The organism is Plantactinospora sp. B24E8 (genome assembly GCF_039871735.1).
In the GTDB taxonomy this organism is placed as follows: domain Bacteria; phylum Actinomycetota; class Actinomycetes; order Mycobacteriales; family Micromonosporaceae; genus Plantactinospora.
In genome coordinates this window covers 177,308-203,734 of sequence record NZ_JBDPMH010000012.1, presented here as the reverse complement: position 1 = coordinate 203,734, position 26,427 = coordinate 177,308, and the positions used below count along the sequence as shown (strand labels likewise).

At 71.1% G+C, this 26,427-nt stretch carries 25 protein-coding genes and 1 pseudogene; 17 read left to right on the top strand and 9 right to left on the bottom strand.

Annotated features, from left to right (window positions below):
- Positions 1-391: pseudogene (locus tag ABGB21_RS19700) on the top strand (hypothetical protein); the annotation flags it as partial.
- Positions 392-476: 85 nt separating this feature from the next.
- Here the strand turns inward: ABGB21_RS19700 and ABGB21_RS19695 are convergent.
- Positions 477-1,718, bottom strand: coding sequence for an MFS transporter (locus ABGB21_RS19695; protein ID WP_347652459.1), 1,242 nt, complete (start codon positions 1,716-1,718; stop codon positions 477-479).
- A 50-nt stretch (positions 1,719-1,768) separates the two neighbouring features.
- On the bottom strand, positions 1,769-2,488 hold the full coding sequence (locus ABGB21_RS19690; RefSeq protein WP_347678876.1) for a helix-turn-helix domain-containing protein: 720 nt from the start codon (positions 2,486-2,488) through the stop codon (positions 1,769-1,771).
- A 343-nt stretch (positions 2,489-2,831) separates the two neighbouring features.
- Here ABGB21_RS19690 and rapZ point away from each other — a divergent pair, with 343 nt between their 5' ends.
- The 8 genes from rapZ (at position 2,832) to ABGB21_RS19650 (ending at position 9,835) form a co-directional block, all read left to right on the top strand.
- A complete protein-coding gene (gene rapZ / locus ABGB21_RS19685) occupies positions 2,832-3,680 on the top strand; it encodes an RNase adapter RapZ (protein WP_347652458.1) in 849 nt (282 codons plus the stop codon).
- Positions 3,681-3,754: 74 nt separating this feature from the next.
- The gene (yvcK, locus tag ABGB21_RS19680; RefSeq protein ID WP_347678874.1) at positions 3,755-4,723 is read left to right on the top strand and encodes a uridine diphosphate-N-acetylglucosamine-binding protein YvcK; all 969 of its coding nucleotides are present in this window, start codon (positions 3,755-3,757) and stop codon (positions 4,721-4,723) included.
- Positions 4,724-4,776: 53 nt separating this feature from the next.
- Positions 4,777-5,757 carry a DNA-binding protein WhiA gene (gene whiA / locus ABGB21_RS19675; protein ID WP_347652400.1) on the top strand — a complete coding sequence of 327 codons (981 nt, stop codon included), beginning with the start codon at positions 4,777-4,779 and terminating at the stop codon, positions 5,755-5,757.
- 245 nt (positions 5,758-6,002) lie between these two features.
- Positions 6,003-7,007 carry a type I glyceraldehyde-3-phosphate dehydrogenase gene (gap, locus tag ABGB21_RS19670; protein WP_347652399.1) on the top strand — a complete coding sequence of 335 codons (1,005 nt, stop codon included), beginning with the start codon at positions 6,003-6,005 and terminating at the stop codon, positions 7,005-7,007.
- 52 nt (positions 7,008-7,059) lie between these two features.
- Entirely contained in the window at positions 7,060-8,259 is a 1,200-nt protein-coding gene (locus ABGB21_RS19665) for a phosphoglycerate kinase (RefSeq protein ID WP_347652398.1), read from the top strand.
- On the top strand, positions 8,259-9,056 hold the full coding sequence (gene tpiA / locus ABGB21_RS19660; RefSeq protein ID WP_347678872.1) for a triose-phosphate isomerase: 798 nt from the start codon (positions 8,259-8,261) through the stop codon (positions 9,054-9,056). The genes ABGB21_RS19665 and tpiA overlap by 1 nt, the downstream gene beginning before the upstream one ends.
- A 51-nt stretch (positions 9,057-9,107) precedes the next feature.
- The gene (secG, locus tag ABGB21_RS19655) at positions 9,108-9,362 is read left to right on the top strand and encodes a preprotein translocase subunit SecG (protein WP_331211998.1); all 255 of its coding nucleotides are present in this window, start codon (positions 9,108-9,110) and stop codon (positions 9,360-9,362) included.
- 128 nt (positions 9,363-9,490) lie between these two features.
- Positions 9,491-9,835 (top strand): RNA polymerase-binding protein RbpA, encoded by a 345-nt coding sequence (locus ABGB21_RS19650; RefSeq protein ID WP_347652396.1) that lies wholly within the window; start codon positions 9,491-9,493, stop codon positions 9,833-9,835.
- A gap of 8 nt (positions 9,836-9,843) precedes the next feature.
- Here ABGB21_RS19650 and pgl read toward each other — a convergent pair whose 3' ends face one another.
- From pgl to tkt, 6 genes are read right to left on the bottom strand one after another with little or no spacing between them, the layout of a single operon-like run.
- Complete coding sequence (gene pgl / locus ABGB21_RS19645) at positions 9,844-10,578, bottom strand: 6-phosphogluconolactonase (protein ID WP_347652395.1); 735 nt, start codon at positions 10,576-10,578, stop codon at positions 9,844-9,846.
- Complete coding sequence (locus ABGB21_RS19640) at positions 10,575-11,579, bottom strand: glucose-6-phosphate dehydrogenase assembly protein OpcA (protein WP_347652394.1); 1,005 nt, start codon at positions 11,577-11,579, stop codon at positions 10,575-10,577. Before ABGB21_RS19640 ends, pgl begins: the two co-directional genes overlap by 4 nt.
- A 19-nt stretch (positions 11,580-11,598) precedes the next feature.
- Entirely contained in the window at positions 11,599-13,113 is a 1,515-nt protein-coding gene (gene zwf, locus ABGB21_RS19635; protein WP_347652393.1) for a glucose-6-phosphate dehydrogenase, read from the bottom strand.
- The gene (locus ABGB21_RS19630; protein WP_347652392.1) at positions 13,110-14,807 is read right to left on the bottom strand and encodes a glucose-6-phosphate isomerase; all 1,698 of its coding nucleotides are present in this window, start codon (positions 14,805-14,807) and stop codon (positions 13,110-13,112) included. Before ABGB21_RS19630 ends, zwf begins: the two co-directional genes overlap by 4 nt.
- Complete coding sequence (tal, locus tag ABGB21_RS19625; protein ID WP_347678870.1) at positions 14,804-15,985, bottom strand: transaldolase; 1,182 nt, start codon at positions 15,983-15,985, stop codon at positions 14,804-14,806. Before tal ends, ABGB21_RS19630 begins: the two co-directional genes overlap by 4 nt.
- Positions 15,986-16,000: 15 nt before the next feature.
- Complete coding sequence (gene tkt, locus ABGB21_RS19620) at positions 16,001-18,139, bottom strand: transketolase (protein WP_347678868.1); 2,139 nt, start codon at positions 18,137-18,139, stop codon at positions 16,001-16,003.
- A 259-nt stretch (positions 18,140-18,398) separates the two neighbouring features.
- Between tkt and ABGB21_RS19615 the strand changes: the two genes are divergently transcribed.
- The 3 genes from ABGB21_RS19615 (at position 18,399) to ABGB21_RS19605 (ending at position 20,789) form a co-directional block, all read left to right on the top strand.
- Positions 18,399-19,343, top strand: a complete 945-nt coding sequence (locus ABGB21_RS19615) for a heme o synthase (protein ID WP_347652389.1) — start codon at positions 18,399-18,401, stop codon at positions 19,341-19,343.
- A gap of 199 nt (positions 19,344-19,542) precedes the next feature.
- On the top strand, positions 19,543-19,878 hold the full coding sequence (locus ABGB21_RS19610) for a hypothetical protein (protein WP_347652388.1): 336 nt from the start codon (positions 19,543-19,545) through the stop codon (positions 19,876-19,878).
- The gene (locus ABGB21_RS19605; protein ID WP_347678884.1) at positions 19,878-20,789 is read left to right on the top strand and encodes a hypothetical protein; all 912 of its coding nucleotides are present in this window, start codon (positions 19,878-19,880) and stop codon (positions 20,787-20,789) included. The genes ABGB21_RS19610 and ABGB21_RS19605 overlap by 1 nt, the downstream gene beginning before the upstream one ends.
- A 60-nt stretch (positions 20,790-20,849) precedes the next feature.
- Here ABGB21_RS19605 and ABGB21_RS19600 read toward each other — a convergent pair whose 3' ends face one another.
- The gene (locus ABGB21_RS19600) at positions 20,850-21,800 is read right to left on the bottom strand and encodes a COX15/CtaA family protein (protein WP_347652387.1); all 951 of its coding nucleotides are present in this window, start codon (positions 21,798-21,800) and stop codon (positions 20,850-20,852) included.
- A 236-nt stretch (positions 21,801-22,036) separates the two neighbouring features.
- Here ABGB21_RS19600 and ABGB21_RS19595 point away from each other — a divergent pair, with 236 nt between their 5' ends.
- The 5 genes from ABGB21_RS19595 to sufC are packed head-to-tail and all read left to right on the top strand — an operon-like array spanning position 22,037 to position 26,423.
- Complete coding sequence (locus ABGB21_RS19595) at positions 22,037-22,672, top strand: metalloregulator ArsR/SmtB family transcription factor (protein ID WP_347652456.1); 636 nt, start codon at positions 22,037-22,039, stop codon at positions 22,670-22,672.
- Positions 22,669-24,099: a Fe-S cluster assembly protein SufB gene (gene sufB, locus ABGB21_RS19590; protein ID WP_347678866.1), complete on the top strand. Its 1,431-nt coding sequence runs from the start codon at positions 22,669-22,671 to the stop codon at positions 24,097-24,099. Before ABGB21_RS19595 ends, sufB begins: the two co-directional genes overlap by 4 nt.
- A 55-nt stretch (positions 24,100-24,154) precedes the next feature.
- Positions 24,155-25,324: a Fe-S cluster assembly protein SufD gene (gene sufD / locus ABGB21_RS19585; RefSeq protein WP_347678864.1), complete on the top strand. Its 1,170-nt coding sequence runs from the start codon at positions 24,155-24,157 to the stop codon at positions 25,322-25,324.
- Entirely contained in the window at positions 25,324-25,653 is a 330-nt protein-coding gene (locus ABGB21_RS19580) for a non-heme iron oxygenase ferredoxin subunit (RefSeq protein ID WP_347652384.1), read from the top strand. The genes sufD and ABGB21_RS19580 overlap by 1 nt, the downstream gene beginning before the upstream one ends.
- Complete coding sequence (sufC, locus tag ABGB21_RS19575) at positions 25,650-26,423, top strand: Fe-S cluster assembly ATPase SufC (RefSeq protein WP_347652383.1); 774 nt, start codon at positions 25,650-25,652, stop codon at positions 26,421-26,423. The genes ABGB21_RS19580 and sufC overlap by 4 nt, the downstream gene beginning before the upstream one ends.
- Positions 26,424-26,427: the final 4 nt, after the last annotated feature.

The window sequence follows — 26,427 nt, the reverse complement described above, 5'->3', positions numbered from 1 at the left end:
CTCGCCTGAGCAGGCGGACAACGTGAAGGCGATTGTGAAGGCGACGAAGAAGGCTGGTCTGGACGAGCGGGCCGCGGTGATCGCGGTGGGCACCAGCCTTCAGGAGTCGAAGTTGGAGAACCTGGGTGACCTGGGTGCCAACAACGATCATGACTCGCTGGGTCTGTTCCAGCAGCGTCCGAGTTCGGGTTGGGGTTCGCCGGACCAGATCATGGACCGGGAGCATGCCACGACCGCGTTCCTGGACGGGTTGAAGCAGGTGGACGGTTGGCATGATCTGCCGCTGACCGTGGCTGCGCAGAAGGTGCAGGTGTCGGCGTACCCGGACGCGTACGCGAAGTGGGAGAACCAGGCTGCTGACCTGGTCGCCAACGCCTGGAACAACAGCTGACGCCTGGAACAACAGCTGAAGACGTAGCACCGACCGTTGGCCGGGTCCCCACCACGGGGACCCGGCCAGCGGCGTATCCGCCCGGTTATCCCTCCCGCTCCGGCAGGTCACGCAGCTTCGGGATCGGCGACGGCAGCACCCAGAGCACCCCGGCCAGCGCGCCGACGGTGGCGATCCACAGCGTGGGACGTACGCCGAGCGCGGTGCCCAGGGCGCCGCCGAGCAGTGCCCCCAGCGGACGGATGCCGTAGTTGATGGTCCGCTTTACGCCGGTCACCCGGGCGAGCAGCGTCTCCGGGATGGTCGCCGTCTGCATCGACCCCACGGTGATGTCGAGGACCATGACGCCGAGGCCGGAAAGGAACTCGGCAGCGACGAGGGCGCTCAGTAGCAGGGGAGTGGGGCCGTCCGCGAGCGGTACCAGTATCAGCGGTGCCGGGAAGAGGATGAAGCCCAACACCACGGTCCGGCCGAGGCCGAACAGTCGTACCAGCCGACTGGTGACCACCGCGCCGAGCAGGGCACCCAACGAACCGGTACCGACCACCAGGCCGAGCAGTCCGGGGGAGATCCCGAGCTCACTACTGGCGTAGAGCACGAACAACGCGGCGAACATGTAGTTGAAGAGGTTCAGTGTGGTGGTGCCGAGCACGGTCGCACGCAGGATCCGGGACCGGGCCACGAACTGGAGGCCCGCGGCGAGGCCGAGTCCGCGGCTGGTCTCGGCAGCCGGCCCGGCGGGCGCCGGTGCCGTCCGGGGGAGTCGACCCAGGAACAGGGCGGATAGCAGGTACGACAGCGCGTCCGCCAGCAGTGCGACCGGCGCGCCGAGCACCTGCACCAGCAGCCCGCCGACGCTCGGACCGGCGACGAACGACATCGCGCGACTCCCGTTGACCAGTGCGTTGGCGTCGACGTAGTCCTTCCTCGGCACCAGTGACACGAAGAGTGCGCTGTGGGCCACCTCGAAGAGCACGGCCAGGGTGCCGCTGAGGAACGCGACGAGGTAGAGCTGTCCCAGGCTGAAGATGCCGAACAGGTACGCGATCGGGACCGCCGCCAGCAGGACGGCCCGACCGAGGTCCGCGAGGATCATCACCCGCCGCTTGTTCGGGTACCGGTCCAGCCAGGCGCCGGCAATTAGGGAGAAGAGCAGGTTCGGCAGCAGGGTGGCGGCGGTGAGGTAGCCCATCTCGGCTGGGCCGGCCCCGGCGCCGAGCACGGCGAGCAGTGGCAGGGCCAGCACCGAGATCTGGTCGCCGAACAGTGAGACGGTCTGTGCCGACCAGTACCGCCGGAACGGTGGCTGACGCAGCAGCACCGGCAGCCACCGTCGGTTCCTGGCTGTCGGAGCCTCCGGCGAGACGAGCGTGCCGCTCACTCCGGTTCCCCCTGGGTCTCCGCCCCGGACCGGTCCGTCGGTTCGGCGGGCTGGCCGGTTGGCTGTCCGGCCGGTTCTCCGGCTGAGGGCGCCGGGGTACCGGCTGAGGGCGCCGGAGTACCGGACGGCGGCGCCGGGGCGCCGGGCGGGGCAGCCTCGGTGGGCAGCAGCAGTTGGATGATGCTGATCGGACGGGACCCGGCGGGACGCCTGGTGGGGTCGGTCAGCCGGTCGTCGTACGCGGCCAGCAGCGTCTCGAACTGTCGGGTGAGCGCCGCCAGTTCCTCGGCGGTCAGGTAGACGAGGGCGTCGCCGAAGCCGGTCAGCGCGCGCCACTGCGGCGGTTCGTGCGCGCGTTGTGCCAGGTGGGCGCGGGCGCGCTCCAGGTAGTGCTCCAGGATCACCGCGTTGAGCTGGTCGGCCGCGGCCCGCAGGGCCGGGTCGTCCGACGTGTCGTCCCAGGAGGTCATGAGGGCGGTCGCCCGCCAGGGGCGCTCTCGCCCGTCGGCGCCGGGGACCCGTTCGGCGAGGCCGTATCTGGCCAACTGTCGAAGATGGTACGAGCAGCTCGGCACACTCTCGTTCAGTCGCTCCGCCGCCTGGGTGGCGGTCAGCGGGCCTTCGCGTCGGAGCAGTCCGACCAGTGCGAGGCGCAGCGGGTGCGCGTACCCCCGCAGGGCTCGTGGATCGGTCAACCTGACTTCGGGATGGCTCATACCCTAAAGATAGTTCTAGAAAGAAAGCTTTAGCAAAGCCGTATCATCGTCCCTCGAGCCCGTCGGCCGGTCGGATTCCGACGGGCGGGTAGATTACGAACCCAACCGCGGCTGGGGGTGGAACGTGCGCGAGACGTGGGTGGCGACCGACCGGTCGCCGGTGGCCGAGGGGGGTTCGGTGGCCGAGGGCGATTCGGCGGCCGAGGGAAACCCGGTGGCCGAGGGGAACCCGGTGGAGCCACAGACGGCCGGGATCGAGCCGAAGACCGCTGACGTCGAGCCGACGGTCGCGGAGCCGGAACCGTCCCCGGACGGCGAAGGGCCGAACCGGTCGGACACCACGCTGGTCGTGGTCACCGGCGTCTCCGGCGGCGGCCGCAGCACCGTCGCCCGCGCTCTGGAGAACGTCGGCTTCTACGTGGTCGACAACCTTCCCCAGGCGCTCATGCTCGACATGGCCGAGCTTGCCTTCCAGGCCGGCGGCGCCGCCCGGCGTACCGCGATGGTGCTGGACGTACGCAGCCGGGCCTTCTCCACCGACCTTGCCGGCGCGATCCGGGCGCTCAAGGAGCGGGGCTTCCAGCCCAGGGTGGTGTTTGTGGACGCCGACGACGAGGTGCTGATTCGGCGCTTCGAGAGCGTGCGCCGTTCCCACCCGCTGCAGGGCGACGGCCGGCTCGCCGACGGGATCGCGATCGAGCGCGGCCTGCTCGAGGAGGCTCGCGACCAGGCCGACGTGATCATCGACACCAGCCACCTGAACGTGAACCAGCTCCGCAGCCGGGTCGAGGAGCTGTTCGGCGCCGAGGACGCCCGCCGGCTGCGGGTCACCGTGCTCTCCTTCGGCTTCAAGTACGGCCTGCCGCCGGACGCCGACTTCGTGCTCGACGCCCGCTTCCTGCCGAACCCCTACTGGGTTCCGGAACTGCGCGAACACACCGGCCGTGAGGAGGGCGTCAGCCGGTACGTCCTCGGCCAACGTGGTGCGGTCACCTTCGTCGAGACGTACGCCCGGTTGATCAACGCGACCGCGCCCGGCTTCGAACGGGAGGGGAAGCGGTACCTGACCGTCGCGGTTGGTTGCACCGGCGGCAAGCACCGCAGCGTGGCGATCGCCGAGGAACTCGCCAGCCGGCTGCGTCAGGCCCGGCTCGCGGCGAACGCCCAGCACCGCGACCTGGGGCGCGAGTGAGCGGCGAACGCCCAGCACCGCGACCTGGGGCGCGAGTGAGCGGCGAACGCCCAGCACCGCGACCTGGGGCGCGAGTGGGCGGCCTACGGGTCGTCGCGTTCGGGGGCGGGCACGGCCTGGCGGCATCGCTGCGGGCGCTGCGGCACTGCGCACCCGAACTGGATCTGGAGATCACCGCCGTGGTGACCGTCGGCGACGACGGTGGTTCGAGTGGCCGGTTGCGCGCGGAACGGGGTGCGCTGCCCCCCGGTGACCTGCGCCAGGCGCTCGCCGCCCTCGCCGCCGACGAAGCGGCCAGCCAGCGCAGCGCCGACCTGTTCCAGCACCGGTTCGTCGATGGCGGTCCGGGTCGGGACCCGCTCGCCGGTCACGCGGTCGGCAACCTGGTGCTCTGCGGGTTGATGGAAATGCTCGGCAACCCGGTCGCCGCCCTCGACCACGCCGCCGGCATGGTCGGCGCGGTCGGCCGGGTACTGCCGATGTCCTGCGAACCGGTCGGGATCGAGGCCCGGGTCCGCGGCGCCGACCCACGTCGACCGAGTGCGGTGCAGACCGTACGAGGTCAGCACGCGGTGGCGGTCACCGACGGTCGGGTCGAGCTGGTCCGGCTCACCCCGGAAGGGCCACGGGCCTGCCCGGAGGCGGTGGAGGCGGTCGGCGCCGCCGACTGGCTCATCTTCGGGCCGGGCAGCTGGTACACCAGCGTGATCCCGCACCTGCTGGTGCCCGAGCTGGCCGCCGCGATCGTCGCCAGCCCGGCCCGCCGGCTGGTCACGCTCAACCTTGCCAACGAGGCGGAGACCCTCGGGCTCTCCCTCGCCGACCACCTGGCGGCACTCAACTGGTACCTGCCGGCCCTCGGCATCGACGTGGTGGTCGCGGACGGTAAGGCGGTGGGTGACCCCGAACCGGTGCACCGTGCGGCAGAATCGCTGGGTGCGCGGCTCGTGCTCGCCCCGGTGGCCGTCCCGGACGGTGGACCCCGACACGATCCCGCAGCGCTGGGAGCCGCACTGGTGCCTCTCCTGGGCGCCGATCGTTAAGCACGTACGAATCACCGGCACCCGCCGGAACCGGCCCATGAGGTGACGAGAAGATGGCGATGACCGCTGCGGTCAAGGACGAACTGAGCCGGGTCGACGTGCCCAAACCCTGCTGCCGCCGGGCGGAGATGGCCGCGCTGCTGCGGTTCGCGGGCGGCCTGCACATCGTATCCGGCCGGGTGGTGGTCGAGGCGGAACTCGACACCGGCGCGGTGGCGCGCCGGCTCCGCCGGGAGATCGCCGAGGTGTACGGGTATCCGAGCGAGATTCACGTGCTCGCCTCCGGTGGGCTGCGCAAGGGCAGCCACTACATCGTCCGGGTGGTCAAGGACGGCGAGGCACTCGCCCGGCAGACCGGCCTGCTCGACGTACGCGGTCGACCGGTGCGGGGCCTGCCGCCGCACGTGGTGGCGGCCAACGTCTGCTGCGCGGTCTCGGCCTGGCGTGGCGCCTTCATGGCGCACGGCTCGCTGACCGAGCCGGGCCGGTCCTGCGCCCTGGAGATCACCTGCCCCGGGCCGGAGTCCGCGCTCGCCCTGGTCGGCGCCGCCCGGCGGATCGGCATCACCGCCAAGGCCCGCGAGGTCCGGGGCGTCGACCGGGTGGTGGTCAAGGACGGTGACGCGATCGCGGCGCTGCTCACCCGGATCGGCGCACACTCCAGCGTGCTGTCCTGGGAGGAGCGCCGGGTCCGTCGCGAGGTGCGGGCGACCGCGAACCGGCTGGCCAACTTCGACGACGCCAACCTGCGCAGGTCCGCCCGGGCCGCGGTCGCCGCCGCCGCCCGGGTCACCCGGGCGTTGGAGATCCTCGCCGACGACGCCCCCGACCATCTCACCTCGGCCGGCCGGCTACGGCTCGAGCACCGGCAGGCGTCGCTTGAGGAGCTCGGCGCGCTGGCCGACCCGCCGCTGACCAAGGACGCCATCGCCGGCCGGATCCGTCGATTGTTGGCGCTGGCCGACAAGCGGGCTCGTGACCTCGGCATCCCGGACACCGAGGCGGCGGTGACCCCGGACATGCTCACGGTGTGACCGCGGGTCACCGGTGGTGTGATCGGACCCGTACGGATTCTCCCCCGACGCAACGCGACGTTCTGAGCTCGGATAGGGTCGCAGCGTACGGCGACGGGGCCGGAACCGGCTCTCCGCCGTGCAATTCCGCCTCGGGGCGGGCCGGGATGACCTAGCAGCGGCCGACCTTCCATGGGGTCGGCGCACCCATCTTCGCTGCCGAACTGGCTGACGGCGGCGAACCGAAACACGAGGAGATGGACTCAGTGACCATCCGGGTTGGCATCAACGGCTTCGGCCGGATCGGCCGCAACTTCTTCCGCGCGGTGCTCGCGTCGGGCGCCGACGTCGAGGTGGTCGGCGCGAACGACCTGACCGACAACGCCACGCTGGCGCACCTGGTCAAGTACGACAGCATCCTTGGTCGTCTGCCGCACGAGGTCAAGGCGACCGCCGACGAGATCACCGTCGGCGGCCACACCGTGAAGGTGTTCGCCGAGAAGGACCCGGGCAAGCTGCCCTGGGCCGACCTGGGCGTGGACGTGGTGATCGAGTCGACCGGCTTCTTCACCGACGCGACCAAGGCCAAGGCGCACATCGACGGCGGGGCCAAGAAGGTCATCATCTCGGCTCCGGCCAAGAACGAGGACGTCACGGTCGTGATGGGCGTCAACCACGACCAGTACGACCCGGCCAAGCACAACATCATCTCCAACGCCTCCTGCACCACGAACTGCCTGGCCCCGATGGCCAAGGTGCTGCAGGACACGTTCGGCATCGAGCGTGGTCTGATGACCACGATCCACGCGTACACCCAGGACCAGAACCTGCAGGACGGCCCGCACAAGGACCTGCGCCGGGCCCGGGCCGCCGCGCTGAACATCGTGCCGACCTCGACCGGTGCCGCGAAGGCGATCGGTCTGGTGCTGCCGGAGCTGAAGGGCAAGCTGGACGGTTACGCGCTGCGGGTGCCGATTCCGACCGGCTCGGCCACCGACCTGACCATCACCGCCGGCCGCCAGACCTCGGTCGAGGAGGTCAACGCCGCGATGAAGGCGGCCGCCGAGGGCCCGCTGAAGGGCATCCTGACCTACACCGAGGACGAGATCGTCTCCTCGGACATCGTCACCGACCCGGCCTCCTGCATCTTCGACTCCGGTCTGACCAAGGTGATCGGCGACCAGGTCAAGGTCGTCGGCTGGTACGACAACGAGTGGGGCTACTCGAACCGCCTCGTCGACCTGGTCAAGCTGGTCGGTGCCGGGCTGTGAGCGTGAGGAGTGAGCTTGCGAGCCCCGCAATCGCGAACGGAGAGGTAGCCGGGTGAGCATCCGCAACCTCGACGATCTCCTCGCCGAGGGGGTTTCGGGTCGGCGCGTCCTGGTGCGCGCCGACCTGAACGTGCCCCTCGACAAGGAGACCGGCGCGATCACCGACGACGGCCGGATCCGTGCGGTCCTGCCCACGCTGACCGCGTTGCGGGACGGGGGCGCGGCGGTTGTCGTCTGCTCCCACCTGGGTCGTCCGAAGGGTGCGCCCGACCCGAAGTACACCCTCGCCCCGGTCGCGAAGCGGCTCGGTGAGCTGCTCGGCGCCGAGGTCGGATTCGCCACCGACACGGTCGGCGAGTCGGCCCGGGCGACCGTCGAGGCGTTGACCGACGGGCAGGTCGCACTGCTGGAGAACCTGCGGTTCAACCCGGGGGAGACCAGCAAGGACGAGGCCGGGCGGGGCGCCTTCGCCGACCAGCTCGCCGGTTTCGCGGAGGCGTACGTCGACGACGCGTTCGGCGCCGTGCACCGCAAGCACGCCAGTGTGTACGACGTACCGGCCCGGCTGCCGCACTTCGCGGGCCGGCTGGTGCTTCGTGAGGTGGAGGTGCTGGCCCGGCTGCGGCACGAGCCGGACCGCCCGTACGTGGTGGTGCTCGGCGGTTCGAAGGTCTCCGACAAGCTCGCGGTGATCGAGGCGCTGCTGCCGTCGGTCGACAAGCTGCTGATCGGTGGCGGCATGTGCTTCACCTTCCTCAAGGCCCAGGGGCACGAGGTGGGGAAGTCGCTGCTCGAGGAGGAGATGGTCGATACCTGCCGCGAGCTGCTCGAACGGGGCGCCGGCAAGATCGTCCTCCCGGTTGACGTGGTGGCCGCCACCGCGTTCAGCGCGGACGCGGAGCACGAGGCGGTGCCGGTGAACCAGATTCCCGCCGACCGGCTGGGTCTGGACATCGGCCCGCGGAGCGTGGCGGAGTTCGCCGACGCCGTCGGTACCGCCCGGATGGTCTTCTGGAACGGTCCGATGGGCGTCTTCGAGCTGGCTCCGTTCGCCGCCGGCACCCGTGGGGTCGCCGAGTCGATCACCTCGGTGAAGGGTTTCACCGTGGTCGGCGGCGGTGACTCGGCGGCGGCCGTCCGGGCGCTCGGCCTCGACGAGGCGGCGTTCGGGCACATCTCCACCGGCGGGGGCGCCTCGCTGGAGTATCTGGAGGGCAAGGCCCTCCCCGGCATCGTCGCTCTGGAGAACTAGTGGGCAGCCCGACTGTCACCCGCCGGCCGCTGATGGCGGGCAACTGGAAGATGAACCTGAACCACCGGGAAGCCAACCTGCTCATCCAGAAGCTCGCGGCGAGCCTCACCGAGCAGCAGCTGACCGACGTCGAGACGGTGGTCCTGCCGCCCTTCACCGACCTGCGCACCGTGCAGAGCGTGGTCGAGGGCGACAAGCTGCTGATCGGCTACGGGGCGCAGGACCTGTCGCCGCACCAGTCCGGGGCGTACACCGGGGAGATCTCCGGTGCGATGCTGGCCGCGCTCGGCTGCCAGTACGTCGTGGTCGGCCACTCCGAGCGGCGGGCCTACCACAACGAGGACAACAAGCTGGTCAACGCCAAGGTCAAGGCGGCGCTGGGCAACGAGTTGACCCCGATCCTCTGCGTCGGCGAGGGACTGGACGTCCGCGAGGAGCAGCGGCATGTGGCGTACTGCCGCGAGGAGCTGGACGCGGCGCTGGCCGGGTTGACCGCCGAGCAGGTGGTCAAGCTGGTGGTGGCGTACGAGCCGGTCTGGGCGATCGGCACCGGCAAGACCGCCACCCCGGAGGACGCCCAGGAGGTCTGTGGCGCGCTCCGGGCCCAGCTTGTCGAGCGGTACGGGCAGGCGACCGCCGACCAGGTCCGGGTCCTCTACGGCGGGTCGGTGAAGGCGGCCAACATCGCCGGTATCATGGCGCAGCCCGACGTGGATGGCGCACTGATCGGCGGGGCGAGTCTGGATGCCGAGGAGTTCGCGCAGATCTGCCGGTTCCCGGAGCACATCACCCGCTGAGGTGTCGCTATCCTTGACGGGCCCCCGTAGCTGAGAGGACTGACCCCTGCCATGCCAACCTGGTTCGCATACACGTTGATCGTGTTGCTGGTCATCACGAGCGTGCTGCTCACCATGCTGATCCTGCTGCACCGGGGCAAGGGTGGCGGAATGTCGAGCATGTTCGGTGGAGGGGTCAGCTCGAGCCTGGCCGGCTCCTCGGTCGCCGAGAAGAACCTGGACCGATACACCGTTCTGGTGGGTCTTGTCTGGTTCGCCTGCATCGTCGGCCTCGGCCTCTGGCTGCGGCTCGCCCAGACCACCTGAATCCCCACCGAGGTCACACCAACTGCGCGCGGTCCGCTACTGTGGGCCGCGCGCAGTCGTCTGCGCTTGCACCGCGTCACACCGTCGCCCCACCGACGGACCCCCCATGACGAACGGAGCGAGCAGTCGTGCCAAGTGGCAGCGCCATCCGTGGCAGCCGAGTCGGTGCCGGCCCAGCCCGGCCCAGCGAACGATGTGAACCCGCCCCCCGCCGCGCGGTCAGCTACTGGTGTGCCAACGGGCACATGGTGGAGATCCGGCTGGCGGCCGAGGCCGAGATCCCCCCGGTCTGGGACTGTCCGCACTGCGGCCAGCCGGCCGGGCAGGACGTACACAACCCGCCGGGGCGGGCCCGGACCGAGCCGTACAAGTCACACCTGGCGTACGTGAAGGAACGGCGTACCGAGGCGGACGCCGAGGCGCTGCTCGCCGAGGCGCTGGCGGCGTTGCGCCAGCGCCGCGGCGAGCGGTAGGGCAGCGGCTACCCGAGTTCGGCCGCGGCGGCCCGGTCCAGCAGCCACCGGGTGGCGGTCACCCCGTGCACCCGGGCCGCCGGCAGCGCGACCGGGGCGGCGGCGTCGAGCGCCGTCCGGACCGCCGTGGCCTTGTCGGCGCCGGCGGCGACCAGCCACACCTCGTCGGCGGTGTTGATCGTCGGCACGGTCAGGGTGACCCGGACCGGCGGCGGCTTCGGGCTGTCCCGGACCGCGGAGACCGGCCGGGTCTCGTCGCCGACCGGATGCCCGGGGAAGACCGAGGCGACGTGGCCGTCCTCGCCCACCCCGAGCATCAGCACGTCCCACCGGGGCAGCGGTGCCGGTCGGCCCGCCGTGGCCAGTTCGGCCGCGTACCGCTGCGCGGCGGCCTCCGGGTCGGCGCCGTCCGGGCCGTCCGACGCCGGCATCGGGTGCAGCCGTACCCCGGGCAGGACGTCGAGCAGGGCGGCCCGGGCCTGGGTCTCGTTGCGGTCCGGGTGGCCGGACGGCAGGAACCGCTCGTCGCCCCACCAGACGTCGACCCGGGACCAGTCGACCGCGTCCCGGGCCGGCAGGTCGCGGACCGCCCGGTAGACCGCCGCGGCGATCCGGCCGCCGGTCAGCACAATCCCCGCTGTGCCCCGTTCCGCCTGCGCGTCGATGATTGTCACGACCAGTCGGGCGGCGACCGCCTGGGCGAGCTGGTCCGGGTCGGCGTGTACCACGCGTGTTGTGGTCACGCCGCTCCTGACCCCGCCGGCTGCGCGGTGACCTGCTGCTGGCTCGGGTCCTTCCAGATGTGCACCCGCTGCTGGGGGCGGGAGTCCAGGCCGGAGATCCCGGCCACCGCACCCAGCGCCTCGGCGTAGATCTGGTCCGGGTCGAGCCGCCGCAGTTCCTCGGCGAGCTCCTCACCGAGCGGCCGGCGGACCAGCGGCAGTTGCCGGTCGGCCTGCCCGGCACGGCGGAAGACCGCCATGCTGTCCTCCCGGGTCAGCACCATCTCGTCGCCGTTGACACAGCGCAGCGTGACCTCCCGCATCCGGGGGAACTCGTCGGTGTGCCGCCACTCCGGCTCCAGCCCCAGCCGGGACTTGAGCCAGCCGGCCATCAGCGCCGCGGTCGGGTCGGTCCGCGGTCCGACCACGGTGGCCGAGGTGACCTGGTTGCCCTCGGTGGTGTCGAAGGCACCGGCGACCAGGGTGCGCCACGGGGTGATCCGGGTCCAGGCCAGGTCGGTGTCGCCGGGGGCGTAGTCCCGGGCTCGTTGCCGCAGCGCGGCGATCGGGTCGGCGGCCTGCGCGGAATCGGTGATCCGCCGGTCCGCCACCACTCCGAGGAAGTCGTTGGCGATCTCCACCGGTGGCTCGCCGTGCCACCAGGTCACCACCGGCACGTCCGGTACCAGCAGCGGCATCACCACCGACTCGGCGTGCAGGGCGAGCCGCCCGTACATCCGGGTCACCACCGCCTCGCCCGGTCCGAGCCGGCCGCCGACCACGATCTCGGCGTCGAGCCGGCTCCGGTCGCGTTCGATGTCGGAGCGGACGACGACGACCATCCGGCACGGGTGTGCGGCCGAGGCGATGGTCACCGCCGCCTCGGCCTCCCGTACCCGGGGCTCGTCGACCACCACGATCAGGGTGAGGGCCATCCCGCTGGCCACCCCACCCGCGCTGCGCCGCTCGGCGGCCAGCGCCTTCACCACCTCGTTGCCGGTGGTGTCCCACAAGCCGATCAACGGTGCCTCCCTGGGATCATCACGCCCGCCGCCATGACCGGCCCTCGCGGGCGAGCATCTCGTCCGCCGCCCGGGGGCCCCACTCGCCGGCCCGGTACGGCTCCGGGCGGGTGTCCTGCCAGAAGGCCTCCAGCGGGTCGATGACCTGCCAGCTCTGTTCGACCTCGGCCGCGTCCGGGAACAGCGTCCGGTCGCCGATCAGCACGTCGAGCACCAGTCGCTCGTACGCCTCGGGGCTGGACTCGGTGAACGCCTCGCCGTACTGGAAGTCCATCGCGATGTCCCGGACCTCCATGGTGGTGCCGGGAACCTTGGAGCCGAACTTCAGCACCACGCCCTCGTCCGGCTGGACCCGGATGACGAGCTGGTTGTTGCCGAGCATCTCCATGTCGGCCGGGTTGAACGGCAGGTGCGGCGCCTTCTTGAACATGATGGCGACCTCGGTCACCCGACGCGGCAGCCGCTTGCCGGCCCGGATGTAGAACGGCACACCGGCCCAGCGGCGGTTCTGGATGCCGAGCCGGACCGCGACGTACGTCTCGGTGGTGCTCTCCTTCGGCACCCCCTTCTCGTCGAGGTAGCCGACGGCCCGCTTGCCGGCCACCCAGCCGGGCAGGTACTGGCCACGAACCGTGCCGGCGGCGATGTCCTTCGGCAGGGTGATCGCGCGCAGCACCTTCAGCTTCTCGGCCCGGATCTCGTCGGCGTCGAAGCTGGTCGGCTCCTCCATCGCGACCAGGGCGAGCAGCTGCAGCAGGTGGTTCTGCAGGACGTCCCGGGCGGTGCCGGTGGCGTCGTAGAAGCCGGCCCGGGAGCCGATGCCGACGTCCTCGGCCATGGTGATCTGCACCGAGTCGACGTACCGGGAGTTCCACAGCGGTTCGAAGAGGCTGTTCGCGAACCGCAGGGCCAGGATGTTCTGGACCGTCTCCTTGCCCAGGTAGTGGTCGATCCGGAAGACGTCCTCCCGGGTGAAGACGTCGTCGACCAGGTCGTTGAGCGCCTTCGCCGAGGGCAGGTCGTGGCCGAACGGCTTCTCCACCACGACCCGCCGCCAGCCGCCGGACTTGTCGTTGTCCGCCATCCCGGTCCGGGCGAGCTGCTTGAGCACCGTCGGGAACGCCGCCGGCGGGATGGAGAAGTAGAACGCGGCGTTGCCGGCGATGCCGTGGGTGTCGCGCAGTTCGTCGAGGGTCGCGGCGAGCTGGTCGAAGGCGGCGTCGTCGTCGAACGAGCCACCGACGAACTTGATGTTGCCGGCCAGCCGGCCCCACACCTCGTCCCGCCAGGGCGTCCGGGCGTGTTCCCGGGCCGCCTCCCGGGCCAGCGACTCGAAGTCGCCGTCGCCCCAGTCCCGGCGGGCGAAGCCGAGGACCACGAAGCCGGGCGGCAGCAGGCCGCGGTTGGCCAGGTCGTAGACCGCGGGCAGCAGCTTCTTCTGCGCCAGGTCCCCGGTCACCCCGAAGATCACCAGCGCGCACGGCTCCGGGATCCGCGGCAGTCGCCGGTCCTGCGGGTCGCGCAGCGGATTCACGGTCGTCCCTCCTCGCTCACCCCGGCCAGGCCGCGCACCACGTCGACCAGCCGGGGCACTCCGGCGGCCCGGTCGGTCAGGTGCAGCCGCAGCACCGGCCGGCCCCGCTCGGCGAGCGCCTGTCGGTCACCGGCGGCCTGCGCCGCCTGCAGCTGACCGAAGGTGTACGGCTTGCCGGGCACCGGCAGGTCGTCGACGACGTCCCCGGTGATCTGCAGGAACGAGCCGAGCTGCGGCCCGCCCTTGTGGTACTGGCCGGTCGAGTGCAGGAACCGGGGTCCCCAGCCGAAGGTGACCGGCCGGCCGGAGGCGGCGGCCAGTCCGGGCCGGACCCGTCCCGCGTCGGCGTCGGCGAACCGGTCCAGGTACGCCATCACGGCCAGGTAGCCGTCCCCGCCGAGCCCGGCCAGCAGCAGCCGCAGCGCGCCGGCCAGGTCACCGGGGACCGGGGCGTCCCGCTGGCTCTCACCGGGGGACCAGTAGGCCTCGATCCCGGCGTCGACGAAGGTCGGCGACTCGACCGGCAGGCCGCCGTCGAGCAGCCGGTTGGTGTTCTCCTTCGACTCGGTCACGTTCGGCTGGTTGAACGGGTCGATGCCGAGCACCACACCGGCGACCGCGGTCGCGTACTCCCAGGTCAGGAACTGGGCGCCGAGCGGGCCGTTGACCGCCAGCTGGGCCGGGACGCCGCCGCCGGGGACCGCGCCGGCCGGCAGGCCGCCACCGTAGGTGACGGTCAGCACGTCGGACGCGGTCGCGCCGGGGCTGGTCGGCTCCTCGACCACCACCGGCAGGATGCCGACGCCGCTCTTGCCGGTCGACTCCGCGATCAGCTGTTCGATCCAGTCACCGAGGCCGTCGATGCCGGTGCCGTCGGCGACCAGCGCGACCTTGTCCCGGCCGGTGGTGGCCGCCGCACCGAGCGCGGCGCCGAGGGCCAGGCCCGGGTTGTCCCGGTCCCCACCCAGATTGGCGGCGAGTGCCTCGGCCTGGTCGAGCAGTTCGGCCACGTCGACCCCGGCCAGCGCCGACGGGACCAGCCCGAACGCGGTCAGCGCCGAGTAGCGGCCGCCGACGTCCGGGTCGGCGAGCAGGACGAAGGCGCCCATCTCCGCCCCGGTCTTGGCCAGCGGCGAGCCGGGGTCGGTGACGATCACGAAGTGCCGTCCGGCCTCGGCCTCGGTCAGCCCGGCGTCCAGGAACGCCTGCCAGTACGCCCGCCGGTGGCTGTCGGTCTCCACCGTCGAACCGGACTTGCTGGCGACCACCACGACGGTCCGCGACAGCCGGTCGCCGAGCGCCGCCCGCACCTGCCCGGGGTCGGTGGTGTCGAGCACGGTCAGCGGCTTGCCGAGGGTACGGGTGATCACCTCGGGGGCCAGCGACGAGCCACCCATGCCGGCGAGCACCACGTGGTCGAGGTCGGCGAGTTCCGCCTTCAGCTCGGCGAGCTGGGGGAGGAGTTCCCGGCTGCGCCGGAAGGTGTCCACCCAGCCGAGCCGGATCGCCGCCTCGTCCTGCGCCTCCGGCCCCCACAGCGTCGGGTCCTTGCGGACCAGTCGGCCGGGTACGTCGTCGGCCAGCAGCGCGGCCCGGGCCGAGGCGGGCGCCGCCGCGTCGACGGTCTCCGCCCCGTAGACGGCGAGCCCGGCCGCGCCCTCACAGCCGCCGTCGAGCAGATCCTTCCCGGTCACGCGTTGCCTCCCGCACGGGCGGCCGCGGCCGCGTTGTCCCGGGCGGCGCGGTTCGGCTGCCCGACGCCCCCGGCGGCCGCCTCCAGCGACTTGCGGACCCCGTCGAGCAGCTCCTGCCAGCTGGCCTCGAACTTCTCCACACCCTCACGCTCGAGGGTGTCGATCACGTCGTCGAAGTCGACGCCGGCCGAGGCGATCCCGGCGAAGACCGTCCGGGCGTCGTCGTACGCGCCGGTGACGGTGTCGCCGCCGCGGACGTCGCCGTGGTCGGCGAAGGCGTGGATCACCGGCTCCGGCATGGTGTTGACGGTGCCGGGGGCGATCAGCTCCTCGACGTAGATCACGTCCCGGTAGTCCGGGTTCTTCGTCGAGGTGGAGGCCCAGAGCGGCCGCTGCGGGTGGGCGCCGGCGTCAGCCAGGGCCTGCCAGCGGGCCGAGGAGAAGACCTCGGCGTACCGCTCGTACGCCAGCTGGGCGTTGGCGATCGCGGCCTTGCCGCGCAGTGCCTTGGCCTCGGCCGAACCGGCCTTCTCCAGCCGCTTGTCCACCTCGGTGTCGACCCGGGAGACGAAGAACGACGCCACCGAGGCGATCTTCGTCAGGTCGTGCCCGTTCGCCTTCGCCTGCTCGAGGCCGGCGAGGAAGGCCTCCATCACCTGCGAGTACCGCTCCAGGCCGAAGATCAGGGTGACGTTGACGCTGATCCCCTCGGCCAGGGTCGCGGTGATCGCCGGCAGGCCGGCCTCGGTCGCCGGGATCTTGATGAACAGGTTCGGCCGGTCGACCAGCCACCACAGCGCCTTCGCCTCGGCGACGGTCTTGTCGGTCTCGTACGCCAGCCGCGGGTCCACCTCGATGGAGACCCGACCGTCGACCCCACCACTGGCGTCGTACGCCGGGCGCATCACGTCGCAGGCCCACCGGACGTCGTACGTGGTGAGCATCCGGACCGCCTCCTCGACGGTCACGCCACGGCTGGCCAGGTCACGCAGTTGCCAGTTGTACTCGCCGGCGTCGCTGAGCGCCTTGGCGAAGATGGTCGGGTTGGTGGTCACCCCGACCAGGTGCTTCTCCCGGCGCAGCTGGTCCAGGCCGCCGGAGCTCAGTCGTACCCGGGAAAGATCGTCGAGCCAGACCGCCACACCCGCGGCGGTCAGCTCACCCAACCGGTCCGTCATGTCGTCTCACTTCCCTCAGTTGCCTGTGGTGGAACCGGTGATGTCCCCGAGCCGGGTCAGCGACGCGTGCGCGGCCGCGACGATCCGGTCGGGCGTGAATCCGAACTGCTCGAAGAGCACGGTGTGCGGCGCGGAGGCGCCGTAGTGCTCCAGGCTGACCGTCTCGCCGTGGTCGCCGACCAGGTCGCGCCAGGACATCCCGATCCCGGCCTCGACACTGACCCGGGCCCTCACGTCGCGGGGCAGCACCGACTCCCGGTACGCCGCGTCCTGCTCCCGGAACCACTCCTGGCAGGGCATCGAGACGACCCGGGTCGGGGTCCCCTCGGCCTCCAGCCGGTCCCGGGCGGTGAGGCAGAGCTGCACCTCGGAGCCGGTGCCGATCAGGATCACCTTCGGCAGCCCGTTCGACGCCTCGGCCAGCACGTAGCCGCCCTTGAGCACGCCCTCGGCCCCGGCCAGCTCGGTGCGGTCCACGGTCGGCAGCGGCTGCCGGCTCAGCGCCAGCGCCGCCGGCCGGTCGGTGTTCTGCAGCGCGCCCCGCCAGGCCCACGCGGTCTCGTTGGCGTCGGCCGGCCGGATCACGTCCAGGCCGGGAATGGCCCGCAGCGCGCTGAGGTGCTCCACCGGCTGGTGGGTGGGGCCGTCCTCGCCGAGGCCGATCGAGTCGTGCGTCCAGACGTACGTCACGGGGAGCTTCATCAGCGCGGCGAGTCGTACCGAGGGACGCATGTAGTCGCTGAAGACCAGGAAGGTGCCGCCGTACGGCCGGGTGCCGCCGTGCAGGGCGATGCCGTTGAGGATCGCGCCCATGGCGTGCTCACGGATGCCGAAGTGCAGGTTGCGACCGTATTCGTGGCCGGGGAACGCCTTGGTGGCGTACTCGGACGGGATGAAGGACGGCTCGCCCTCCATGGTGGTGTTGTTGCTCTCGGCCAGGTCGGCCGAGCCGCCCCAGAGTTCGGGCAGCACCGGGGCGAGGGCCTGGAGGACCTTGCCGGAGGCGGCCCGGGTGGCGATCCCCTTGGCGTCGGCGGGGAACGTCGGCAGCGCGTCGGCCCAGCCGGCCGGCAGCGTACGGGTGGCGAGCCGGTCGTGCAGCGCCTTGCCCTCCGGGTTGGCCTGCGCCCAGGACTGGTACGCGGTCTCCCACTCGGTGTGCGCGGTCCGGCCCCGCTCCAGCACCTGGCGGGCGTGCGCGAGCACCTCGTCGGCGACCTCGAAGGTCGTGGCCGGGTCGAAACCGAGCAGCTTCTTGGTGGCGGCCACCTCGTCGGCGCCGAGCGCCGAGCCGTGGATCTTGCCGGTGTTCTGCTTGGTCGGGGCCGGCCAGCCGATGATGGTGCGCAGTGCGATGAACGAGGGGCGGTTGGTCTCCGCCTTGGCGGCGAGCAGCGCGTCGTACAGCGCCTCGACGTTCTCGTGGTAGTGGCCCTCGTCGGCGTCACCGGTACGCCAGTCGACGGTCTGCACGTGCCAGCCGTACGCGGCGTACCGGGCGGCGACGTCCTCGCTCTTGGCGATCCGGGTGTCGTCCTCGATCGAGATCTCGTTGTCGTCGTAGATCAGGACCAGGTTGCCGAGCTTCTGGTGTCCGGCGAGCGCGCTCGCCTCGTGGCTGATCCCCTCCTCGATGTCGCCGTCCGAGGCGATGCACCAGATGTGGTGGTCGAACGGCGAGGTGCCGGGGGCTGCGTCGGGGTCGAGCAGGCCGCGTTCGCGGCGGGCCGCCATCGCCATCCCGACCGCGTTGCCGAGGCCCTGGCCGAGCGGGCCGGTGGTGGTCTCGACGCCCCGGGTGTGGCCGTGTTCGGGGTGGCCCGGGGTCAGCGAACCCCACTGGCGCAACGACTTGAGGTCGCTCAGCCCCAGTCCGTAGCCGCTGAGGTAGAGCTGGATGTAGAGGGTGAGACTGCTGTGTCCGGCGGACAGGACGAAGCGGTCGCGCCCGGTCCAGTCGGGGTCGGTCGGGTCGTGCCGCATGACCCGGTTGAACAGCAGGTAGGCGGCGGGCGCGAGGCTCATCGCGGTACCCGGATGGCCGTTGCCGGATTTCTCTACGGCGTCCATGGCCAGCACGCGAACGGTGTCGACGGCGCGCTGGTCAAGGTCGGACCAGGTCAGCGGAGTCTTCGCGGATCGATTTTCAGCCACGATCGTGTGTGCTCCTCGGCAGATGGGCGGAACCCTCACTGATGACCCTAGCGACCGCTTCCGAAACCCAAGCCCCGGATGACGGCACGAGTGAGCGGCTTCGCCACAGATGTGATCGTCCGCACCGATCAAGGGTCGCCCGGGCAGCGCAAACGGCGACGCGTAGGCTGTCGGTCGGTATGCCGGCCCGGTGTGGTCGGCCGCCTGGCCGATGTTCCACACCGCTCTCCCCTGCGCATACGCCGGAAGGTGGCATTCCGTGAGCATGATCACCGAGCGCCCCGCGACCGGTCCCGCCGAGGTGGCGGCCGACCGGGAGGCGTCCCGGCGAGGCACCGTCACCGCCCGGGTCCGGGCGTACGTCGCACTGACCAAACCGCGGATCGTGGAACTGCTGCTGATCTCCACGGTGCCGACGATGATGCTGGCCGCCGACGGGATCCCGTCGTTGTGGCTGGTGCTGGTCGTGCTGGTCGGCGGTTCGTTGGCGGCCGGTGCGGCGAACGCGTTGAACTGCTACATCGACCGGGACATCGACCAGGTGATGAAGCGGACCAAGCGGCGTCCGCTGCCGACCCACAGCGTCGCGCCCCGCAACGCGCTGGTCTTCGGCCTGGTGCTCGCCGTGGTGTCGGTGAGCCTGATGGCGGTCTTCACCAACTGGCTCGCCACCGGGCTGACCCTGGGGGCGATCCTCTACTACGACCTGGTCTACACGCTCTGGCTGAAGCGGACCACCTGGCAGAACACCTTCTGGGGCGGGGTCTGCGGGTCGGCGCCGGTGCTGATCGGCTGGGCGGCGGTGACCGGTTCCCTGTCGCCGCGGGCGTGGGGGCTGTTCCTGGTGGTCTTCTTCTGGCAGCTGCCGCACTTCTACGCGCTGGCGATCAAGTTCAAGGACGACTACGCCCGGGCCGGTATCCCGATGCTGCCGGTGGTGCGGTCGGTGCGTCGGGTCAACCTGGAGATCGTGCTCTACACCTGGTTGACCGTGGCGGCCTCGGTGGCGGTCTGGCCGCTGGGCATGGGGCCGATCTACGGCGTGGTCGCTCTGGTGGCCGGCGGGGTGTTCATCGTCGAGGCGCACCGGCTGCAGCAGCGGGCCGGGCGGGGCGAGCCGCTGAAGCCGATGCGGTTGTTCCACTGGTCGATCACCTACCTGACGGTCGTCTTTGCCGCGGTCGCGGTGGACGCGCTGCTCTGAGCCTCGAACGTCCGGTTTTCTGCCCGTTCGTCCCGTTCGGCGCGATTGAAACGTGAATCAGCTAATTGTTTTGCCGGGCTATAGCCCGAAAAATCGCCCGAACACACCCCGTTGATGCTTGAAACCTCGCCGTAATTGGCATCACAAAATATCGGTAGGTGCCAGGCATGGCGTGCCAGGTCTGCTTAGGCTGCGCGTTATGGCAGATGGTTCCGATACGACGCCGACGGGGGATCAGACCGTCGCAGGCCAGACCCACAACGGTCTGGTGGCCGGCATCAAGGCGTTCGCCGCCGGCCACGGCGGTGCGAAGGCGGTCATCGAATACGTCGGCAAGCGGGGAGCCCGCATCGTCCTGGTGGGGGAGGACGGCGTGTGGGCGGACCAGTTCGCGGACGGCACCGACGTCGCGCGGCAGGCCTGCGCCACAGCGGGGGTGGCCGTGGAAAACGAATGGGAGCGGGAACTGATGGATCAGATGCGGCCGAGTAACGATCTCTGGCGGTCGATGGCTCGTCGCACCCTGGCTCGTTGATAAATTTGTCCGACAACCGTGCGACCCGGGGTCTTCCCCGGGTCGCTCTCATTACCTGTACCGAACTACCCGAACTCGACCCGGACGACCGGCTGTTGGCGGCGGCGCTCGCCCAGCGTGGCGTGGTCGTCGAGCCGAGGATCTGGGACGACCCGACGGTCGACTGGGCCGGCTATCCGCTCGCGGTGCTCCGTTCGCCCTGGGACTACCCGACCCGACGCGCCGAGTTCGTCGCCTGGGCCGCCACCGTGCCCGGTCTGGCCAATCCGGCCGACCTGGTCCGGTGGAACACCGACAAGCGCTACCTGCGCGACCTCGCCGCCGCCGGGATCCCGACCGTACCGACGGAGTGGCTCGCCCCGGACCGCGAGTGGCACCCGCCCGAGACCGGCGAATACGTGATCAAGCCGGCCGTCGGTGCGGGCAGCCTCGACGCCGGCCGGTACGACCTGGCTGATCCCGAACACCGCCGGCTCGCGGTCGCCCACGTCGAACGGCTACGCGCGGCGGGCCGGCACACCATGGTGCAGCCGTACCTGAGGGCGGTGGAGACCGCCGGCGAGACCGCGCTGCTCTTCTTCGCCGGCCCCGCCGGCCTCGCCTTCAGCCACGGGATCCGCAAGGGGCCGATGCTGGACGGGCCGGACCACGGCGTCGAAGGGCTGTCCCGGCCGGAGCAGATCTCGCCACGCGTTCCGGCCGGCGCCGAACTGGCGGTGGCGGAGCAGGTTCTGGCCGTGCTGCCCGGCGGTCCGGGGCGGCCGCTCTACGCCCGGGTGGACCTCATTCCGGGCCCGGACGGGGCGCCGATCGTCATCGAGGTGGAGTTGACCGAGCCGTCGCTCTTCCTGGCGCACGGTCCGGGTGCCGCCGGGCGACTGGCCGACGCCATCCTCGCCCGCCTCGGCTGAGCCGTCGGAAGGGCCCTTCCGCACCACGGGCTGCCGCCCGGTGGCACGTTGGGCCCTTCCTCACACCGTCTCGAGGGAGCGGGTGGGCGCGGCGGGCGAGACCGGCACCGGCAGCGGCTGGTGTTCCCGGGTCGACCAGAGCACCGCCAGGGCGGCGAGCCAGACCAGGCAGGAGCCGAGCATGTGGGCACCGACCAGGATCACCGGCAGGCCGGTGAAGTACTGGACGAAGCCGATCACCCCCTGACCCAGTTCGGCGAGGAGCAGCAGCCCGGCGGCCCGGACCGCGCCGGCCGGCGCGGCGACCGCCCGCAGGGCGAACCAGAGCGCGATCGAGAGACCGAGCAGCAGGAAGACCGAGTCGGCGTGCACCTGGGAGATCGATTCGGGGTCGAGACCGTTGCGGGCCGCCCCGGAGTCGCCGGAGTGCGGGCCGCTGCCGGTCACCCAGGTGCCGACCAGCAGTACCACCCCGGTGACGAGCACGGTGAGCCAGGCGAGGGTACGCAGCGGTCCGGGCACGGTGGGCCGGGTCGGACCGTCCGGTTCGCGGGCGGCGCGCCAGAAGGCGTACGCGAAGGCGATCACCGCCATCGAGGAGAGGAAGTGCAGCCCGACGACCCACGGGTTGAGGTCGGTGAGCACGGTGATGCCGCCGATGATCGCCTGTGCCGGGATGCCGAAGGCGGCCGCGATCGCGAGCCAGACCAGGCCACGGCGGCGGGGCCGCTGCCGCCAGGCGGCGACCACCGCGGCGATCACGATGGCGGCGAGCACGAAGGTGAGCAGCCGGTTGCCGAATTCGATCACCCCGTGCAGGCCCATTTCCGGGGTGGTCGTGTACGACTCGTCGGTGCACCGTGGCCAGGTGGGGCAGCCGAGCCCGGATTTGGTCAGCCGGACGGCGCCGCCGGTGCCGACGATGAGGACGTTGCCCACCACGGAGGCGAGGGCCAGTCGCGTTAGGGTGGGTTTGCCGGGAAATTCGCCAAATCGGCTCACGACGGACATCGTACGTGCAAATGTGATCATGGCGGACGCCGCGTCTGCTCTCCGGTGGTCCGGATCACCGGAGTCGTGGTTTGCGGATCTTGGCGGAAATACGTAACGTTGGCGTAGTGAAAAACCTGGCGGCGTACTCCGAGCGGAGGCGGGTGACCGAGTCGGTCACCGGCCACCTCGGCGCTGCCGTCGGGACCACCGCCGGCCAGGACGGGCGGACCACCCGGGACCGGGTCACCCAGCTCCTGCTCGAGCACGGCGCGGCCACCGCCGCCCAGCTCGGCGCGGAACTCGGGCTCAGCCCGGCGGCGATCCGCCGGCACCTCGACGCGATGCTCGCCGACGGCGACGTGCTCGCCCGCGAGCAGGTCGTGCAGGGCCAGCGTGGCCGGGGCCGACCCGCCAAGGTCTTCCGGCTCACCGAGTCCGGACGGCGGCGCTGCGGCACCCACACCTACGACGGGATGGCCACCGCCGCGCTGCGCTGGATCGCCCGGCACTTCGGCGACGACGCGGTCGGCGCGTTCGCCGCCGACCAGGTCGCCGCCCTGGAGGCCCGCTGCCGGGCCGCCATGGAGGGCGCCGGCGACGATCCGCTGGCCAGGGCCGAGGCACTTGCCGGGGCGCTGACCGCGGAGGGTTACGCTGCCAACGCGTCCACGATCGCCTCCGGCGGGCAGCTGTGCCAGCACCACTGCCCGGTGGCCCACGTGGCCGCGGAGTTCCCCCAGCTGTGCGAGGCCGAGACGGCGGTCATCTCCCGCCTGGTCGGCACCCACGTGCAGCGCCTCGCCACCATCGCCCACGGTGACGGGGTGTGCACCACGCACATCCCAGCCCAGCCGAAACCTTCCGTCACCAGTGTGAGGACTGATACATGACCGAGCAGATCGTCCAGCCCATGACGCAGGAGGAGCAGCTCGCCGCCCTGGGCCGCTACGAATACGGTTGGGCCGACCCGGACGCGGCCGGCTCGGTCGCGCAGCGTGGCCTCAACGAGGCGGTGGTGCGGGACATCTCCGCCAAGAAGAACGAGCCCGCCTGGATGCTCGACCTGCGGCTCAAGGGGCTGCGCCTCTTCGACCGCAAGCCGATGCCGGCCTGGGGTGCCGACCTCAGCGGGATCAACTTCGACAACATCAAGTATTTCGTCCGCTCGACCGAGAAGCAGGCCGCGAGCTGGGACGACCTCCCCGAGGACATCAAGAACACCTACGACAGGCTGGGCATCCCGGAGGCGGAGAAGCAGCGGCTGGTCGCCGGTGTCGCCGCCCAGTACGAGTCCGAGGTGGTCTACCACAAGATCCGCGAGGACCTCGAGGAGCAGGGCGTCCTCTTCCTGGACACCGACACCGCGCTCAAGGAGCACGAGGACCTCTTCAAGGAGTACTTCGGCACGGTGATCCCGGTCGGCGACAACAAGTTCGCCGCGCTGAACACCTCCGTCTGGTCCGGTGGCTCGTTCATCTACGTGCCGAAGGGCGTGCACGTGGAGATCCCGCTGCAGGCCTACTTCCGGATCAACACCGAGAACATGGGCCAGTTCGAGCGGACGCTGATCATCGTCGACGAGGGCGCGTACGTGCACTACGTCGAGGGCTGCACCGCGCCGATCTACTCCTCCGACTCGCTGCACAGCGCGGTCGTGGAGATCATCGTCAAGAAGAACGCGCGCTGCCGCTACACGACCATCCAGAACTGGTCGAACAACGTCTACAACCTGGTCACCAAGCGGGCGGTCTGCCACGAGGGCGCGACCATGGAGTGGATCGACGGCAACATCGGCTCCAAGGTGACCATGAAGTACCCGGCCGTCTACATGATGGGCGAGCACGCCAAGGGCGAGGTGCTCTCGGTCGCGATGGCCGGCGAGGGCCAGCACCAGGACGCCGGCGCCAAGATGGTCCACCTGGCCCCGCACACCTCGAGCACGATCGTCAGCAAGTCGATCGCCCGGGGCGGCGGCCGGACCTCGTACCGGGGCCTGATCCAGGTGATGGAGGGCTCGCACCACAGCCGGAGCACGGTCAAGTGCGACGCGCTGCTGGTCGACACCATCTCCCGCTCCGACACCTACCCGTACGTCGACATCCGCGAGGACGACGTGGCGATGGGACACGAGGCGACCGTCTCCAAGGTCAGCGAGGACCAGCTCTTCTACCTGATGAGCCGGGGCCTGAGCGAGGACGAGGCGATGGCGATGATCGTGCGTGGCTTCATCGAGCCGATCGCCAAGGAACTCCCGATGGAGTACGCGCTGGAGCTCAACCGGCTGATCGAGCTGCAGATGGAGGGCGCGGTCGGCTGACGCCGCCCGCCCGACGACCCCGCCCCGGTCCCTCGCGAGACAGACCAAGGAAGAGATGACTACCGAAGCATTCGCGCCCGCCACGCCGGCCGCGCCGGTGACCACCAAGGCGCAGACGCTCCGCTCGTACGACGTCGGTGACTATCCGGCGTTGACCGGGCGGGAGGAGGAGTGGCGGTTCACCCCGCTCAAGCGGCTGCGTGGCCTGGCCACCGCCGGCTCGGCGGACGTACCCGAGGGCGGCCCGCGCGGGCTGGTCGTCGAACACGGCGACCTGCCCGCCGGGCTCTCCGTCCGGGTCACCCCGGCCGCCGAGGCCGAGCGGGTGCTGACCCCGTTCGACCGGATCAGCGCGCTGGCCCACGGTGCCGCCGACCGGGTGAACCTGGTCGAGGTGGCCCCGGAGGCGGTGCTGGCCGAACCGGTCGTGGTACGCCTGATCGGCAACTTCCCGGAGGAACTCTCCTTCGCCCGTACCCAGCTGCGGGTGGGTCGGTTCGCCGAGGCGTCGCTGGTCCTCTGGCAGGAGGGTTCGCCGACGCTCGCCGACAACCTCGAGGTGGACGTTGCCGAGGGTGCGAAGCTCACCCTGGTCACCGTCGCCGACTGGGCCGCCGACGCGGTCCAGGCCCAGCACCTGCGGGTACGGCTGGGCCGGGACGCCAAGGTCAGCCACCTGCAGGTGACCCTCGGCGGGGACCTGGTCCGGCAGTACACCAGCGTGGAGTACACCGGCCGGGGTGGTGAGGCCGAGCTGTACGGCCTCTACTTCGCCGACGCCGGCCAGCACCTGGAGCACCGGCAGCTGGTCGACCACAGCGTGCCGGACTGCCGCAGCTACGTCGGCTACCGGGGTGCGCTGCAGGGCGCCAGCGCGCACACCGTCTGGGTCGGCGACGTGCTGATCCGGGCCGAGGCGACCGGCACCGACACGTACGAGATCAACCGGAACCTGGTGCTGACCGACGGCGCCCGCGCCGACTCGGTGCCGAACCTGGAGATCGAGACCGGCGAGGTGGCCGGGGCCGGGCATGCCAGCGCCACCGGCCGCTTCGACGACGAGCAGCTCTTCTACCTGATGGCCCGGGGCATCCCCGAGGACGAGGCGCGCAAGCTGGTGGTCCGGGGCTTCTTCGCCGAACTGCTGAACCGGATCCCGGTCGAGGAGCTGCGGGACCGGCTCGGTGACCAGATCGAGGCGCGGCTCCTCAAGGCGGGCTCCTGATGATCAGGATCTGCTCCACCGAGGACATCCCGAAGGGAACCGTGATCTCCGCCGAGGTCGAGGGGACCGAGGTCGCGGTGGTGCACGCCGAGGACGGCAACTTCTACGCCGTCCGCGACGAGTGCTCGCACGCCGCGGTCGCGCTCTCCGAGGGCGAGGTCGACGGCTGCACCCTGGAGTGCTGGCTGCACGGCTCCCGCTTCGACCTGCGGACCGGGGAACCCAGCGGCCTGCCCGCGACCCAACCCGTACCCGTCTACCCCGTCGAGATCCGCGACGGCGACATCTACCTGAGTCTCACGCCGAGTAATGGAGTTACCGCACCATGAGCGTTCTGGAGATCCGTGACCTGCAGGTGTCGGTCAAGCTGCCCGAGGGCGAGCTCAAGCCGATCCTGGCCGGGGTCGACCTCACCGTGCGGGCGGGGGAGACCCACGCGATCATGGGACCGAACGGGTCGGGCAAGTCGACCCTGGCGTACTCGATCGCCGGCCACCCGAAGTACGAGATCACCGGTGGCTCGGTGACCCTGGACGGCGTCGACGTGCTCTCCATGGCCGTCGACGAGCGGGCCCGCGCCGGCCTCTTCCTCGCCATGCAGTACCCGGTCGAGGTCCCCGGTGTCTCGGTGGCGAACTTCCTGCGTACCGCCAAGACCGCGGTCGACGGCGAGGCGCCGAAGCTGCGCACCTGGGCCGGCGAACTGCGCGGCGCGATGGAGCGGCTGCAGATGGACCCGGCGTTCGCCCAGCGCAACGTCAACGAGGGCTTCTCCGGCGGTGAGAAGAAGCGGCACGAGATCGTCCAGCTCGAGCTGCTCAAGCCGAAGGTGGCCATCCTCGACGAGACCGACTCCGGCCTCGACATCGACGCCCTGCGGGTGGTCAGCGAGGGAGTCAACCGGGTCCGCGAGACCGGGCAGACCGGCCTGCTGCTGATCACCCACTACACCCGGATCCTGCGCTACATCAAGCCGGACTTCGTGCACGTCTTCGTGGCCGGGCGGATCGTCGAGCAGGGCGGCCCCGAGCTCGCCGAGAAGCTCGAGGCCGAGGGCTACGAGCGGTACGTCGCCGGCGCCGGTTCGGCCCGGGCCTGAGCAC

Excerpts from the sequence above, each read along its gene's own strand:
- ABGB21_RS19690 (WP_347678876.1), bottom strand. The coding sequence starts at position 2,488 with ATGAGCCATCCCGAAGTCAGGTTGACCGATCCACGAGCCCTGCGGGGG.
- whiA (WP_347652400.1), top strand. The coding sequence starts at position 4,777 with ATGGCGATGACCGCTGCGGTCAAGGACGAACTGAGCCGGGTCGACGTG.
- secG (WP_331211998.1), top strand. The coding sequence starts at position 9,108 with ATGCCAACCTGGTTCGCATACACGTTGATCGTGTTGCTGGTCATCACG.
- tal (WP_347678870.1), bottom strand. The coding sequence starts at position 15,985 with ATGACGGACCGGTTGGGTGAGCTGACCGCCGCGGGTGTGGCGGTCTGG.
- ABGB21_RS19610 (WP_347652388.1), top strand. The coding sequence starts at position 19,543 with ATGGCAGATGGTTCCGATACGACGCCGACGGGGGATCAGACCGTCGCA.
- ABGB21_RS19600 (WP_347652387.1), bottom strand. The coding sequence starts at position 21,800 with ATGTCCGTCGTGAGCCGATTTGGCGAATTTCCCGGCAAACCCACCCTA.
- sufB (WP_347678866.1), top strand. The coding sequence starts at position 22,669 with ATGACCGAGCAGATCGTCCAGCCCATGACGCAGGAGGAGCAGCTCGCC.
- sufD (WP_347678864.1), top strand. The coding sequence starts at position 24,155 with ATGACTACCGAAGCATTCGCGCCCGCCACGCCGGCCGCGCCGGTGACC.
- ABGB21_RS19580 (WP_347652384.1), top strand. The coding sequence starts at position 25,324 with ATGATCAGGATCTGCTCCACCGAGGACATCCCGAAGGGAACCGTGATC.
- sufC (WP_347652383.1), top strand. The coding sequence starts at position 25,650 with ATGAGCGTTCTGGAGATCCGTGACCTGCAGGTGTCGGTCAAGCTGCCC.